Source organism: Hydrogenophaga laconesensis, from assembly GCF_031457235.1.
GTDB lineage: Bacteria > Pseudomonadota > Gammaproteobacteria > Burkholderiales > Burkholderiaceae_C > Hydrogenophaga > Hydrogenophaga laconesensis.
This window is the reverse complement of the sequence record NZ_JAVDWE010000024.1, coordinates 1-14,049: the sequence shown is the minus strand read 5'-3', so window position 1 is coordinate 14,049 and position 14,049 is coordinate 1. Positions and strand designations below refer to the sequence as shown.

Below are 14,049 nucleotides of genomic sequence, written 5' to 3'. Positions count from 1 at the left end.
TTCACAGCTTCCTCGAAACCAGGTCTTTCAGGACCTCGTTGGCGCCGCCGTAGATCTTCTGCACTCGCGAAGCGGCATACATCCGCGCGATCGGATACTCGGCCATGTAGCCGTAGCCGCCGAACAATTGGAGACACTCGTCCACCACGCGGCACTGCTGTTCGGTGCACCACCACTTGGCCATGTAGGCGGCCTCGTTGTCGAGTGTGCCGTCCAGCAGTCTCTGTGTACAGTCGTTGACGAAGCTGCGCACCACATGCGCGATGGTCGCCATCTCGGCCAGCTTTTGGCGCGTTGTCTGCATGTCGAACAGAGGCGCACCGAATATCTTGCGCTGCTTCGTGTATTCGATGGTGAGCTCCAACGCCCGGTCGATGACGGCCGCCGCCGGCACTGCAATGACCATGCGCTCGTAGGGCAGCGCGCCCATCAGTTGCCCAAAGCCTTGTCCTTCAACGCTCCCCAGCAGTTGGTCGGCTGGAACGCGCACGCTGTCGAAGAAGAGCTCCGCCGTGTCCGAGGCCTGCATGCCGATCTTTTCAAGCAGGCGGCCCACACGAAAGCCTGGCAGGTTCTCGGTCTCCAGTACGAACAGCGACACCCCTTTGCTGCCCGCGCCACTGGTGCGCGCCGCGACGATCAGCAGGTTTCCGGTGAAGCCGTTGGTGATGAAGGTCTTGGCGCCGTCGATCACGTAGTAGTCGCCGTCGCGCCGGGCCCGGGTGGAGATGGCCTTCAGATCCGAGCCGCAGCCCGGCTCGGTCATCGCGATTGCGGCCAGCATCTCGCCGTTCGTCACCTTGGGCAGCCAGCGCTGCTTTTGCGCTTCGGTGCCAAAGTCCAGGATGTAATGCGAAGCGATGGTGTGCACCGCGATATTGACCGGCATCTCGGCCTTGGCCAGTTCGTCCTGCACCACCAGCTGGTAGGCGAGGCTGGCGCCGGCACCACCATAGGTCTCGGGCATCTCGGGCAGCAGAAAGCTCATCCCGCCGAACAGACGCCAGACCTCGCGCGGGATGTAGCCCTGGCGGCGCCATTCGTCGAGCCGGGGAGTGAATTCGGCGGCAACGTAGCGACGCACCTGCTCGCGAAAAGCGTCGATCTCGTGGTCCATCCAGGCGTGGCGATACAGCTGTGGCAGCATGGGCATGTCTCCTTGTATGTTGGCTTCTGACCCCGCACCGGGCGTTCCGCACAGCGCCACTGCCGAAGTGTTTTTGGGGATGCGACAATCGTAATAATTGGCCCCTGCAAGGGCGATAGCGGATTGCCTCAATCAACTGACAAATAACTTCTTTTGGCCCGCGCGACCGGCGTTGGCTCCTTCGATCACACGCAATGCTGCAACCCGTCTTCACCGCTCCTATCTTTGCCGTGCATGGCCTGCTGGACGGCGCGCGCGGCAAGGGGCTGGCCACGCAAGAATGGCTGAAGGGCGTGCTGGGGCGCGCCGGCATCAGCGAATCGCTGCTGGAGCTCGAGGATTCGCGCGTAACCGTGGAGCAGTTCAACGCGCTATTTATCGCTGTCAAGGACAGCCTGAACGACGAGTGCCTGGGCTACCTACATGAGCGACCCATGCGCCCGGGCAGCTTCGCGCTAATGGTGCGCAGCGCGTTCACTGCCCATTCGTTGTCATGCGCCCTGCGTCGCCTGAGCGAATCCTTCGCCCTGCTGCAGGACGACGTGACGCTGGTGCCCGTGACCGAGGGCGCGCTGGGGGGCTTCGCGCTGGAGATGCGCGGCGGCCCGGGCGCACATGCCGAATTCCTTCATGCACATCTGCTGCGCGTGTTCTGGCGCTTGTTGCTGTGGCTGCACGGCGGCCGGCTGGTGCCGCAGCGATTCGACTTCAATTTTGCGCTGCCGCTCCATGCGATGAGCTACGGGCGCATCTTTTCCGGTTCGCTGTGCTTCGGGCAGCCGCGCACGGCCGCCTGGTTCGACGCCGACGCCTTCAAACTGCCGGTGCGGCGCGATCGGGACGCGCTGCAGTCCTTTCTGCGCGCCACGCCGGGCAACGTGGTGGGGCCGCACCTGAACGAGCGCAGCGCCAGCGCGCGGGTCCGCATGGTGCTGCAGCTGGCCAACCCCGAATGGCCCGACCTGCCCGTCACCGCGCAGCGCCTGCATATGTCGGTGAGTGCGTTGCAGCGGCACCTGGCCACCGAGGGCACTTCCTTCCAGGCACTGAAGGACCAACTGCGGCGCGACATGGCGATCGTGCGCCTAACCAGCAGCGAAGCCTCGCTCATCGCCATCGCCGCCGACCTGGGCTTCACCGACAGCACCGCCTTCCAGCGCGCATTCAAGGTCTGGACCGGCAGCGCGCCGGGAGCCTACCGCGCCCGCTCGCGTAGCCCGCAGCACCCTACATAGAGGCATTCGACCAATTCCGGCACGGCCACGAGGCTGTAGCCGACCACCGAGAAGATCGGCGCCTTCATAGCTGCCGGGTCTTGGCCCACATCGAGCGAGGCTCTCGTGCGCTCAAGAGACTGTTTGCAGCCCTGGCAGTTGCACCGACGGCAGCGCAGCGACAGGCTGCGCCAGGAAGCAGACGCTTTCCGTCAGCCTATCGAGGTCATTCGTCATTGCCACCGTTGAGGCTGACTTCTAAGCTTCCTAAGCTAAAACTGAGCTCGCACTGCATAGGAGTGATGGCTCTGCGCCATTAGGAGCAGCACTGCCAGAATGTAAATCAAGCATCATGACCGACGCAGCCCCGGCACTCTCGTATCCGTTCTCGGATCTCCCACTCCCTGGCCAAGCCACGGAAATCAAGCCTGGTGTGCTGTGGCTGCGCATGCCGCTGCCGTTTTCCCTGGATCACATCAACCTCTGGGCATTGAGCGACGGTCCTGGTTGGGCGGTCGTGGACACGGGCATTCGCAGCGTGGACGTCAGGAACGCGTGGCTCGCCTTGCTCGCTCCGCAGGGGCCGCTAGCCGGCCGACCCATCTCCCGTGTGATAGCGACGCACATGCACCCGGATCATGTGGGCATGGCGGGATGGTTGACACGTCGCTTCGAATGCGCGCTTTGGATGACACGAGACGAGTATTTGAGCTGTCGGGTGATGCTTGCCGATACGGGGCGGGAAGCGCCAGTCGATGGCGTTCGCTTCTATCGGAGGGCCGGATGGAGCGACACCGAGGTGGATGAGTACCGCACCCGGTTCGGTGACTTCGGTAAAATGATCCATCCATTGCCTGACAGCTTTGTGCGGCTCACGGATGGCCAGATGTTGCGGATCGGGGACCAGGAATGGGAAGTCATCGTCGGCACAGGACATTCCCCCGAGCACGCGTGCTTCTACTCGCGCGAACTGGATTTGCTGATATCGGGGGATCAGGTTCTTCCCAGGATCAGTTCCAATACCTCCGTGTACGCCACCGAGCCGCATGCGAATCCTCTGCAGGGTTGGCTCGATTCCATCGACCGGTTGATGCAACGCGTACCTGGGAGCGCCCTGATTCTGCCTGCCCACAACGAACCTTTCCATGGCCTGCACCTACGGTTGGAGCAACTGCGTGCGAGCACCGTCAGAGGCACCGACCGCGTCAGGCAACAACTTGCGCAGCCTCTGAGGGTCATCGACCTGGTTCGCGCCCTGTACCGTTCGTCCATTGTTGCGGAGCAAATGCACCTCAACCTCGCGACCGGAGAGACGCTCGCCCACCTAAACTATCTCGACCAGCGTGGGGAAATCGTGTCTGCAGAAGACGAAGACGGCGCAATGCGCTATCGGCTCGCCTGATGCACTAATTTGCCCTCAAGGATATAGAAGTAACCCAATCAAGCCTGTCATTGACTGGGTTCTTTGCTGATGTGTTTCGAGAGCAATGAGTCCTTGCACCAGCGCGTCGTGTACGGCCTCCAGTTCTTTGAACACCGTGTTGGCAAACCAATCCTGGCACGGCACCTTCCACAGATGCTCGACCGGGTTCAGCTCAAGGCTGGCAGAAACTCTAGGCGCATATTCTGTGGCACATCCAAGTGACCCGCGATGTGCCAACCCGCCTGATCCATGACCATCATGATGAACTCGACGGCATGGCGTCGCGCCATCTCGGCCAGGAACACCTGCATCGTCTCAGCGTTGGCCCAGGGCAGCACCAGAGAGTCAATCACGCCATCGTGCGTGCTGACGGCGGCGAAGGCGTACAGGGTCTGGCGTTGAGGCGTGCGCCGACGATGGGGCGTGAGCCCCTGGGCACCCAACACTGCCGGGGTGTTCCCAGCAGGCAGAAGCGCCCTTCGTGCTGGAATATCAGCCGCACGCGGCGACCATATTCAGCTTGACGCCTGACCTCTTGGCGCACTTGAACAGTGCTCTCAGAAAGGGGCCGTTTGTCATTCGATCGGGGCGCTTCGTCATCGCGGCTCGCAGCACCGGCACCTAGGATTCCTTGTGTGCGCTGGACGACATGTAGCGGAGCGGCGATGACCGCCGCCCCACGATCCAGAGCCTAACTCAAAGGAGACAAACACGTGTGCCAAATCGACATGCAGAAGCTCGCCGACGACGCTCGCTTCAACCGCTTTCATGCCAAGGTGCTTCTGTGGTGCCTGTTGATTCTCATCATCGACGGCTATGACATCGCCGTGGTGGGCATCGCCCTGCCGTCCATCATGCAGCAGATGGGCGTGAACGCATCGACTGCCGGTTTCATGGCCAGTTCGGCCCTGTTCGGCATGATGTTCGGCGCCATGGTTCTGGGCACGCTGTCCGACCGGATTGGTCGGCGCTGGGCCCTCTCCATTGGCGTCATGCTGTTCAGCGTGTTCACCGCGGCCGCCGGATTCACCAAGGATCCCATCAGCTTCAGCGTGGTGCGCTTCATCGCGGGCCTGGGGATTGGCGGTGTGCTGCCGGTCATCGTGGCACAGATGGTCGAGTACTCGCCCAAGAAGATCCGCAGCCTGATGACGGCGCTGATGACTTCGGGCTACGCACTGGGCGGCATCCTGGCCGCGGTGCTCGGCAAGCAGCTGATCGGCGAGTACGGCTGGCAGGTCGTTTTCATCGCAGCGGGTGTGCCGGTCCTGCTGATTCCGTTCATCTTGAAGCTGGTGCCGGAATCAATGACCTACCTGATCTCGCGCAGCCGCAACGGCGAACTGGCCGAAGTGGCCCGTAATCTCCAGCCGGGAGTCAAGCACCCGGCGGACGCCCAGTTCGTCGTGCCCACCGCCGACCGCGTGGCGGGTGCGCCGGTCTCCCGGCTGTTCCAGGACGGGCGAGGCCCGAGCACGGTGCTGTTCTGGATCGCCTTCTTCTCGGGCCTGTTCATGGTCTATGCGCTCAGCAGCTGGCTGACCAAGCTGATGGCTATGGCTGGCTACAGCCTGGGGTCTGCCCTCAGCTTCGTGATCGCGCTGAACGTTGGCGCCATCATCGGTGCCGTGGGAGGCGGGTGGCTCGCCGACAAGTTCAACATCAAGTGGGTGCTGGTGGGGATGTATGCGCTGGGCGGCGTGCTGCTGTACCTGATGACGTTCCAGACCTCGACCGAGCTGCGTTATCTGATCATCGGCGCGGTCGGCGCCTGCACCACCGGCGCGCAATTGGTGGCCTATGCCTACTGCGGGCAGTTTTACCCGATGTCCATCCGCTCGACCGGCATCGGCATGGCCTCCGGCGTGGGGCGCCTGGGCGCGATCGCGGCGCCGCTGCTAATCGGCCAGATCGTTGCGCTTGAGCTGCCGCTGGAGCAGAACTTCCTGGTGATCGGGGCTTTCGGAATCATCGGCTCGATCGCCCTGGCGTTCATCAGGCATGGCGGCCCGGCGTCGGTGGGCCCGCAAGAGGCTGCACGCGAGTTGCGCCCGTCGCAACAGACGCCGCAAAACGCCTGATCGTAGCCATCAAGGAAATTCGCTGTGTCTGTCTACATAGCCCCCCTGCGCGAAATGCTGTTCGCCATGAAAGAGGTCGGCGGCCTGGACGCGATCTGCGCCCAGCCCGACCATGAAGAAACCACGCCCGACCTGGTCGAGGCCATCCTGCAGGAGGCGGCTAATTACGCCGCTGGCGTGCTGGATCCGCTCAACCGCCCCGGCGACGTGCAGGGCGCGCGCTGGCACGATGGTCGGGTCACGCCCGCCGACGGCTTTCGCGAAGCCTGGGCCAGCTTCTGCGAGAACGGCTGGAACGGCATGCCCGCTGCCACCGAATGGGGCGGCCAGGGCCTGCCCACGCTGGTCTCCACCGCCGTGCTGGAGATGTGGAAGTCGTCCAACCTCGCGTTCAGCCTGTGCCAGATGCTCACGCTGGGCGCGGTGGAGGCCATTGCGCACCATGGCAGCGACGCACTCCAGCGCCGCTTCCTGGCACCCATGGTCGAGGGCCGCTGGACGGGCACCATGAACCTCACCGAGCCCCAGGCCGGCTCTGACCTGGCCGCGCTGCGCAGCCGTGCCGTACACGAGGGCGACCACTACCACGTCAGCGGCAACAAGATCTTCATCACCTGGGGCGAGCACGACATGGCCGAGAACATCGTGCACCTGGTGCTGGCGCGCCTACCCGATGCGCCACCGGGGGTGAAAGGCATCTCGCTGTTCCTGTGCCCGAAGTACCTGGTCAACGACGATGGCACCCTGGGCGAACGCAACGACTTGGCCTGCACGTCGATTGAGCACAAGATGGGCATCCACGGCAGCCCCACGGCGTCGATGAGTTTTGGCGACAGCGGCGGCGCTATCGGCTACCTGGTCGGCGAGCCGCACCAGGGGCTGGCCTGCATGTTCACCATGATGAACCACGCGCGGCTGAACGTTGGCCTGGAAGGCGTGGGCATTTCCGAGCGCGCCTACCAGCGCGCACGCGCCTATGCGCTGGAGCGGGTGCAGGGCAAGCCGCTGATCAGCGGCAGCACCGCCATCGCAGGCCACCCGGACGTGCGGCGCATGCTGATGGACATGAAGGCCCGCACCGAGGCCATGCGCGCGCTGGCCTACTTCTGCGCCGGTCAGATGGACCGCGCCGCGGGCCACGCCGATGCGCAGGAGCGCGCGCAGGCGCAGGCCCTGGTCGGCCTGCTGATACCGGTGGTCAAAGGCTGGTGTACCGACAGCGCGCAGGGCATCACGTCCGACGGCGTGCAGGTGCATGGCGGCATGGGCTACGTCGAGGAAACCGGCGCCTCCCAGCACATGCGCGACGCGCGCATCACGACCATCTACGAAGGCACCACGGGCATCCAGGCCAACGACCTGATCGGCCGCAAGCTGGCACGCGAGGGCGGGCGCACGCTGAAGGCGCTGCTGGGCCGCATCGACGGCGATGCGCGCCGGTTGGTCGAATCGCCCGATGCAGTGCTGGCGCAGATCGGCCGCGCGTTGGCAGCCGCTGCCCAGGCGCTGGACGAAGCGGTCGACTGGCTGCTGGCCCACGACGGTCAACCCGCGCAGTGCGCGGCGGGCGCCGTGCCCTTCCTGCGGCTGGCGGGCACCGTGATCGGCGGCTGGCTGTCGGCGCGCATGGCCGAAGCCGCTACCGCGCAACTCGCGGCGGGCGCGGGCGATGCGGGCTTTCTCGGTACCAAGCGCGCCACAGCCAGCCATTACGCGGCGCATGTCCTGGTGCAGGCGCCGATGCTGCGCGACATCGTCACGGGCGGCGCCGCCAGCACGCTGGCCCTGGCGGACGATCAACTCTGAATGATCCTGAAAGGAAACCCTCCCATGAAAATCCTGGTTCCCGTCAAGCGGGTGGTTGACTACAACGTCAAGGTCCGCGTCAAGAGCGATGGCAGCGGCGTGGACATCGCCAATGTCAAGATGAGCATGAACCCCTTCGACGAGATTGCCGTCGAAGAGGCTGTGCGGCTCAGGGAGAAAGGCGCGGCAACGGAGATCGTCGCCGTCTCGTGCGGCGTGTCTCAATGCCAGGAGACGCTGCGCACCGCCATGGCCATCGGTGCCGACCGCGGCATCCTAGTCGAGACCAATGAAGAACTGCAGCCGCTGGCCGTGGCTAAGCTGCTTAAGGCCCTGATCGACAAGGAACAGCCCGGCCTCGTGATCCTGGGCAAGCAGGCCATCGACGACGACTGCAACCAGACCGGCCAGATGCTGGCGGCGCTGGCCGGTCTGCCGCAAGCCACCTTCGCCTCCAAGGTCGAGCTCGCCAGCGACAAGGCAGCCGTGACCCGCGAAGTGGACGGCGGCCTGGAAACCCTTAGCCTCACGCTGCCCGCGGTCATCACCGCCGACCTGCGTCTGAACGAACCGCGCTACGTCACCTTGCCCAACATCATGAAGGCCAAGAAAAAGCCGCTGGACACCATCAAGCCCGAAGACCTCGGCGTTCAAGTCGCCCCGCGCCTGAAGACCCTGAAGGTGACCGAACCCGCCAAGCGCGGCGCCGGCGTGAAGGTGGCTGACGTGGCCGCCCTGGTCGAAAAACTCAAGAACGAAGCGAAGGTGATCTAAATGTCGGTACTCGTTATTGCTGAACACGACAACGCATCCATCAAGGGCGCAACCCTGAACACCGTGACGGCTGCAGCCGCTTGCGGTGGCGACGTGCACGTGCTGGTGGCCGGCCACAATGCCGGCGCTGCCGCACAAGCCGCCGCCCAGATCGCCGGTGTCGCCAAGGTCATCCACGCCGACGCCGCAGGCTTGGCCCACGGCCTGGCCGAGAACGTGGCCGCCCAGGTGCTGGCCATCGCCGGCAACTATAGCCACATCCTGTTCCCGGCCACGGCCGGCGGCAAGAACGTGGCCCCCCGCGTGGCCGCCAAGCTCGACGTCGCCCAGATCAGCGACATCACCAAGGTGGTGAGCGCCGACACCTTCGAACGCCCCATCTACGCCGGCAATGCCATCGCCACCGTGCAAAGCAGCGACGCCACCAAAGTCATCACCGTGCGCACCACCGGCTTCGACGCCACAGCGGCGACCGGAGGCAACGCAGCAGTGGAAACGGCAACCGCAGCGGCAGACACCGGCAAGAGCAGCTACGTGGGCAGCGAAATCGCCAAGAGCGACCGGCCCGAACTGACGGCGGCCAAGATCATCGTCTCCGGCGGCCGTGCGCTGGGCAGCAAGGAAAAATTCGACGAAGTCATCACCCCGCTGGCCGACAAGCTGGGCGCGGCCATCGGCGCGAGCCGCGCGGCGGTGGATGCGGGCTACGCGCCCAATGACCTGCAGGTGGGCCAGACCGGCAAGATCGTGGCGCCGCAGCTGTACGTGGCGGCGGGCATCTCGGGGGCGATCCAGCACCTGGCGGGCATGAAGGACTCCAAGGTGATCGTGGCGATCAACAAGGACCCGGAGGCGCCGATCTTCAGCGTGGCCGACTACGGGCTGGAGGCGGACCTGTTCGCGGCTGTGCCGGAACTCGTCAAGGCCTTTTAACTTGGATGAGATACACCATGGAGCTTCGGCATTTGCGTTGCTTTATAGCGGTGGCCGAAGAACTTCACTTTGGCCGCGCAGCGGAAAAGCTGCACATCGATCAGTCCCCTTTGTCGCGCACCATCAAGGAGATAGAGGAAGAGCTCGGGGCGCAACTGTTCACGCGAACCACGCGAAGCACCCGCCTGACCTTTGCCGGAATGGCATTCCTGGAGCGGGTGCCGCGAATCTTCGAAGCTCTGAAACAGGCGTGTGACGGCGTCAAGTCCGCCGCCAGTGGGTTTCAGGGACAGTTGCGCATCGCTTTGTCCGATGGCATCACGCCCTCGCGAATGCCGACGCTGCTGGCACGGTGCCGAGAGGAAGATCCAGAGATTGACATTCGGTTATTTGAGATGCCGTTGGACCAACAGATCAAGGGTCTGCACGATGACCTGTATGACGTCGGCTTTTCGATGGCCGAAGAGGTGGGCGACGGCATTGTGGTCAGGCCTGCGTGGGAAGACGAGCTGATGGTGGCGGTCCCAGCTCGCCATCCTGTGCTGGCCCACAAGCACGTTCCGTTGGAAGAAGTGCTGCGCTATCCGCTGGCGCTATGCGATCCGGCGATATGCGAAGGCCATGCACGCCAAGTTGATCGCGTTTTGCAGCGCTACGAGCAACAGCCACTGATCGCCCAGCGCGTGGCGTCCTATGAGGTGATGATGACCTTAGTCTCCGCCGGATTGGCACTTGGTTTGGCGGGCGCCGCGCACATTGCATCCGGCCGTGGGCCAGGTGTTGTGGCCCGGCGCTTGGCGGGCAAGTCGCAGATGCTGGCCACGTATCTGCTGCACCGTGACGTGGAGCCCTCCGAAATGCTGGCTCGGTTCATCGCACGAGTGGACTCCATTGATTCGGCGGATGGCTCCAGCGCCGCCGAGGACTCCTGATCCACCTGCTGAAAGGACCCAAGCCATGCCCCGATTCCTGTCGCTGCTGATGGCCGCTGCACTGACAGCCTCCTGTGGGCCATCCCAACCGACGGAAACCGTGGACTTCCTCGTGGCCCATCCTGAGCGTCTCAAGGAAGTCCAGCGCCTGTGCAAGGAAGAGCGCGCGAAGGCCGGCGAAGAACTCTGCCGACGTGCCGCCGAGGCCGCGAATCGCCGCTTCTTTGGTGACCGGCCGGAGCAGAAGTCCCAATAAGGTAACCTTCCGTCGCGGCGCCGCGACAAAGTTCTCGCAGTTACCTCATCACGCCGCAGCGCGCTCGCGCATGCGGCATTTTTATTGTCTTCGCCACCGCAAGAAGTCTGGCTCTTTTGGCCTGAATCCCCGCCATAACGGTCTTTGACCGGCCTGCACGCTCGCCTTGATCCTCGGCACTACGGCACGTTCCTGTGCCGTAGTGGGAGGTTGACCAATGCAAGGAACGAACGTGCTGTTCGGTCAGATTGCCGTCGTCTTCGGCATCGTGATCGCTGGCGTATGGAGCGCCACGCAATGGACAGCAGCGGCCCTGGGCTACCAGCTACGCCTGGGCTCGCCGTGGTTCGACTTCTTCGGTACGCCGGTCTACCACCCCTGGGGCCTGTTCGAGTGGTGGTTCTTCTTCGACGCCTACGCGCCGCATATCTTCGACGCGGGCGGTGCCATTGCCGCAGGCAGCGGCCTGATCGCGATGGTAGTTGCCATCGGCATGTCGATCTGGCGCTCGCGCCAGTCCAAGCTGGTCACGACCTACGGCTCGGCCCGCTGGGCCAATGCGGAGGACATCCACAAGGCGGGCCTTGACCAGCCTGCGGGCGTGTTCCTCGGCCTGCATCGCCAGCAGTACCTGCGCCATGAAGGCCCGGAACACGTCCTGACATTCGCGCCCACCCGCTCGGGCAAAGGCGTGGGCCTGGTGGTTCCCACCTTGTTGAGCTGGCCTGCATCGGCCGTCATTCACGACATCAAGGGCGAGAACTGGAGCATCACCGCCGGCTGGCGCTCGCGCTTCTCGCATTGCCTGCTGTTCAACCCGACCGATGCGAAGTCGTCGGCCTACAACCCACTGCTGGAAGTGCGGCGCGGCGCGCATGAGGTGCGCGATGTGCAGAACATTGCAGACATCTTGGTTGACCCAGAAGGAGCGCTGGAAAAGCGCAACCACTGGGAGAAGACTTCGCACGCGCTGCTGGTCGGCGCCATCCTGCATGTGCTCTATGCGGGCGAGGACAAGACGCTGCGCGGTGTCGCCAACTTCCTCTCCGACCCGGCCAGCCCGTTCGAGCTGACCTTGCACCGGATGATGACCACGTCGCACCTGGGCGATGGCCCGCATCCCGTGGTGGCATCCGCTGCACGCGAAGTCCTCAACAAGAGCGACAACGAACGCTCCGGCGTGCTGTCCACGGCCATGAGCTTCCTCGGCTTGTATCGAGATCCCACGGTGGCCGAAGTCACCTCGCGCTGCGACTGGCGCATCGCCGATCTCATTTCCGCCGAGCACCCCATATCGCTGTATCTGGTAGTGCCGCCTTCGGACATTTCGCGGACTAAGCCGCTGATCCGCCTGATCCTCAACCAGATCGGGCGGCGCCTCACCGAGTCGCTCGACGGCTCCGACGGCATCGAGCGCCGCCACAAGCTGTTGCTGATGCTCGACGAGTTCCCGGCGCTAGGCCGCCTGGACTTCTTCGAGACGGCCCTGGCTTTCATGGCCGGCTACGGCATCCGCAGCTTTCTCATCGCGCAGTCGCTCAACCAGATCGACAAGGCGTATGGGCAGAACCATTCGATCCTCGACAACTGCCATGTGCGCGTGACGTTCGCCACCAACGACGAGCGCACCGCCAAGCGCATCTCCGAGACGCTGGGCACCGCCACCGAGCTGAAATCCCAACGCAATTACGCCGGCCATCGGCTCGCGCCGTGGCTGGGCCACCTGATGGTGTCGCGGCAGGAAACCGCGCGCCCGCTGCTCACGCCGGGCGAGGTAATGCAGCTTCCGCCCGACGAGGCCGTGGTGATGGTGTCCAGCGTGGCGCCCATCAAGGCCAAGAAGCTGCGCTACTACGCGGACAGCAATTTCAAGCGGCGCGTGCTTCCGCCGCCGGTGCTTGCAACCCTGTCCATGCAGGGGCGCTATGCCGATGTGCCACCGGAACGCGCCGACGACTGGAGCGGGCTGGCGATTCCCGCCATGCCGGTCGCACCGACGGCCGACGCCGCCGATGGGCTGGAGAACCTGGGTTCGGCCGACGACAGCGGCCCACGCCGCCAGCCCGAACTTTCCGAAGCCGTCACCTACGACCCCGACCTGGTTGCGCCCGCAGCCGACCTCGGGCTGCTCGATGACGACGACATGCCGCATCCCCTTCCTCGCCAGCTCGATCCGGCCCTGCAGCGCACGGCCCGGCTGGCTTCCCTCGACCCTGACGACGGAATCGACCTATGACCCAACACCGCCTCAATGTGTTCATCCAGCCGGAGCACAGCAAGCGGCTCGATGAACTGGCCGCCAAGAAGGGCGTGTCCAAGTCCAGCATCGTCGCGGCGGCCCTGGCCTCCTGGCTGTCGCCCGATGCGGCCGACCAGCGCGAGGCGGCAATTGCCAAGCGGCTGGACCGCCTGTCGCGCCACGCCGAGCGCCTGGAGCGCGACCAGAACATTGCCATCGAAACATTGGCGCTGTTCATCCGCTATTTCCTCACGGTGAGCACACCCGTGCCCGAGGCCCATCAGGATGCCGCTCGCGCCCAGGGCAAGGCCCGCTTCGAGCAGTTCGTCGAGCAGCTCGGTCGCCATTTGCTGCGCGGGCGCAGCCTGGTGCGCGATGTGGTGGAGGAACTGCACCCCGACCCGATGCGGATGGATGACGCGGCGGCAGTTGCCGAAGCGCAGGAGCGTGCCTCATGAGCGCCGTTCCCTCGTCATACGCCACCTCACTCGACCGCCGCATCCAGATGCTGCGAACGGCGATGGGGCCGCTGATCGCCGCCGCGCTCGAAGACCCGGACGTGGTGGAGGTGATGCTCAACCCCGACCGGACGCTATGGGTGGATCGCCTGTCCTCGGGGCGCGCGCCGATGGACGTGGAGCTGTCCGAGGCGGACGGCGAGCGAATCATCCGGCTGGTCGCAGCCCACGTCGGCGCGGAAGTCCACCGCGGCCAGCCGCTGCTGTCCGCCGAGCTGCCCGAAACGGGCGAACGCTTCGAGGGCATCTTGCCGCCGGCCGCGCCGGGGCCGGCCTTCGCGCTGCGCAAGCGCGCCATCGGCGTGATTCCGCTGGAGCGGTATGTTGTGGACGGGATGATGACGGTCTCCCAGGCTGGCTTTCTGGTGCGCGCGGTGCGCGAGCGGCAGAACGTCCTGATCGCCGGTGCCACCAGCAGCGGCAAGACCACGCTCGCCAACGCCTTGCTCGCGGAAATCGCCGCGACGGGCGACCGCGTGCTGGTGCTCGAAGACACGGTGGAACTGCAATGCGTGGCCCGCGACCACGTTCCGCTGCGCACGCGGGCGGGCGTGGTGTCCATGACCGAGCTGGTGCGCTCGTCCATGCGCCTGCGCCCGGATCGCGTGGTCGTCGGCGAGGTGCGCGGCGCCGAGGCGCTGGATCTCATCAAGGTGTGGGGCACCGGCCATCCGGGCGGCATCGCCACGATCCACGCCGGCTCCGCGCTGGGCGCGTTGCTGCGCC

Annotated in this window: 13 protein-coding genes; 11 read left to right on the top strand and 2 right to left on the bottom strand. The window is 64.8% G+C overall.

Annotated features, from left to right (window positions below):
• Position 1 precedes the first annotated feature (1 nt).
• On the bottom strand, positions 2 to 1,147 hold the full coding sequence (locus J2X09_RS25740; RefSeq protein WP_035479518.1) for an acyl-CoA dehydrogenase family protein: 1,146 nt from the start codon (positions 1,145 to 1,147) through the stop codon (positions 2 to 4).
• A gap of 194 nt (positions 1,148 to 1,341) precedes the next feature.
• On the opposite strand from J2X09_RS25740, the gene J2X09_RS25735 reads away from it, so the two are divergent.
• Complete coding sequence (locus J2X09_RS25735; RefSeq protein WP_027015141.1) at positions 1,342 to 2,382, top strand: AraC family transcriptional regulator; 1,041 nt, start codon at positions 1,342 to 1,344, stop codon at positions 2,380 to 2,382.
• Positions 2,383 to 2,713: 331 nt separating this feature from the next.
• A complete protein-coding gene (locus J2X09_RS25730) occupies positions 2,714 to 3,763 on the top strand; it encodes an MBL fold metallo-hydrolase (RefSeq protein WP_012436223.1) in 1,050 nt (349 codons plus the stop codon).
• A 188-nt stretch (positions 3,764 to 3,951) separates the two neighbouring features.
• Here the strand turns inward: J2X09_RS25730 and J2X09_RS25725 are convergent, their stop codons facing one another.
• The gene (locus J2X09_RS25725; protein WP_012436224.1) at positions 3,952 to 4,230 is read right to left on the bottom strand and encodes a transposase; all 279 of its coding nucleotides are present in this window, start codon (positions 4,228 to 4,230) and stop codon (positions 3,952 to 3,954) included.
• Positions 4,231 to 4,497: 267 nt separating this feature from the next.
• Between J2X09_RS25725 and J2X09_RS25720 the strand changes: the two genes are divergently transcribed.
• The 9 genes from J2X09_RS25720 to trbB form a co-directional block, all read left to right on the top strand.
• The gene (locus J2X09_RS25720) at positions 4,498 to 5,865 is read left to right on the top strand and encodes an MFS transporter (protein ID WP_012436225.1); all 1,368 of its coding nucleotides are present in this window, start codon (positions 4,498 to 4,500) and stop codon (positions 5,863 to 5,865) included.
• A 24-nt stretch (positions 5,866 to 5,889) separates the two neighbouring features.
• Entirely contained in the window at positions 5,890 to 7,671 is a 1,782-nt protein-coding gene (locus J2X09_RS25715) for an acyl-CoA dehydrogenase (protein ID WP_012436226.1), read from the top strand.
• 24 nt (positions 7,672 to 7,695) lie between these two features.
• Positions 7,696 to 8,445 carry an electron transfer flavoprotein subunit beta/FixA family protein gene (locus J2X09_RS25710; RefSeq protein ID WP_012436227.1) on the top strand — a complete coding sequence of 250 codons (750 nt, stop codon included), beginning with the start codon at positions 7,696 to 7,698 and terminating at the stop codon, positions 8,443 to 8,445.
• Positions 8,446 to 9,378 carry an electron transfer flavoprotein subunit alpha/FixB family protein gene (locus J2X09_RS25705; RefSeq protein WP_012436228.1) on the top strand — a complete coding sequence of 311 codons (933 nt, stop codon included), beginning with the start codon at positions 8,446 to 8,448 and terminating at the stop codon, positions 9,376 to 9,378.
• Between the two features lie 17 nt (positions 9,379 to 9,395).
• On the top strand, positions 9,396 to 10,310 hold the full coding sequence (locus tag J2X09_RS25700; RefSeq protein WP_012436229.1) for a LysR family transcriptional regulator: 915 nt from the start codon (positions 9,396 to 9,398) through the stop codon (positions 10,308 to 10,310).
• A gap of 25 nt (positions 10,311 to 10,335) precedes the next feature.
• A complete protein-coding gene (locus tag J2X09_RS25695) occupies positions 10,336 to 10,566 on the top strand; it encodes an EexN family lipoprotein (RefSeq protein ID WP_012436230.1) in 231 nt (76 codons plus the stop codon).
• 217 nt (positions 10,567 to 10,783) lie between these two features.
• Positions 10,784 to 12,802, top strand: coding sequence for a conjugal transfer protein TraG (locus J2X09_RS25690; RefSeq protein ID WP_023123309.1), 2,019 nt, complete (start codon positions 10,784 to 10,786; stop codon positions 12,800 to 12,802).
• Entirely contained in the window at positions 12,799 to 13,263 is a 465-nt protein-coding gene (locus tag J2X09_RS25685; protein ID WP_023123308.1) for a hypothetical protein, read from the top strand. Before J2X09_RS25690 ends, J2X09_RS25685 begins: the two co-directional genes overlap by 4 nt.
• A partial coding sequence (trbB, locus tag J2X09_RS25680; protein WP_310309764.1) for a P-type conjugative transfer ATPase TrbB occupies positions 13,260 to 14,049 on the top strand: 790 nt, incomplete at its 3' end. The genes J2X09_RS25685 and trbB, both read left to right, overlap by 4 nt.

Bases quoted from the DNA above. Each gene is read 5' to 3' on its own strand.
- J2X09_RS25740 (WP_035479518.1), bottom strand. From the start codon at position 1,147: ATGCTGCCACAGCTGTATCGCCACGCCTGGATGGACCACGAGATCGAC.
- J2X09_RS25735 (WP_027015141.1), top strand. From the start codon at position 1,342: ATGCTGCAACCCGTCTTCACCGCTCCTATCTTTGCCGTGCATGGCCTG.
- J2X09_RS25730 (WP_012436223.1), top strand. From the start codon at position 2,714: ATGACCGACGCAGCCCCGGCACTCTCGTATCCGTTCTCGGATCTCCCA.
- J2X09_RS25710 (WP_012436227.1), top strand. From the start codon at position 7,696: ATGAAAATCCTGGTTCCCGTCAAGCGGGTGGTTGACTACAACGTCAAG.
- J2X09_RS25705 (WP_012436228.1), top strand. From the start codon at position 8,446: ATGTCGGTACTCGTTATTGCTGAACACGACAACGCATCCATCAAGGGC.
- J2X09_RS25700 (WP_012436229.1), top strand. From the start codon at position 9,396: ATGGAGCTTCGGCATTTGCGTTGCTTTATAGCGGTGGCCGAAGAACTT.
- J2X09_RS25695 (WP_012436230.1), top strand. From the start codon at position 10,336: ATGCCCCGATTCCTGTCGCTGCTGATGGCCGCTGCACTGACAGCCTCC.
- J2X09_RS25690 (WP_023123309.1), top strand. From the start codon at position 10,784: ATGCAAGGAACGAACGTGCTGTTCGGTCAGATTGCCGTCGTCTTCGGC.
- J2X09_RS25685 (WP_023123308.1), top strand. From the start codon at position 12,799: ATGACCCAACACCGCCTCAATGTGTTCATCCAGCCGGAGCACAGCAAG.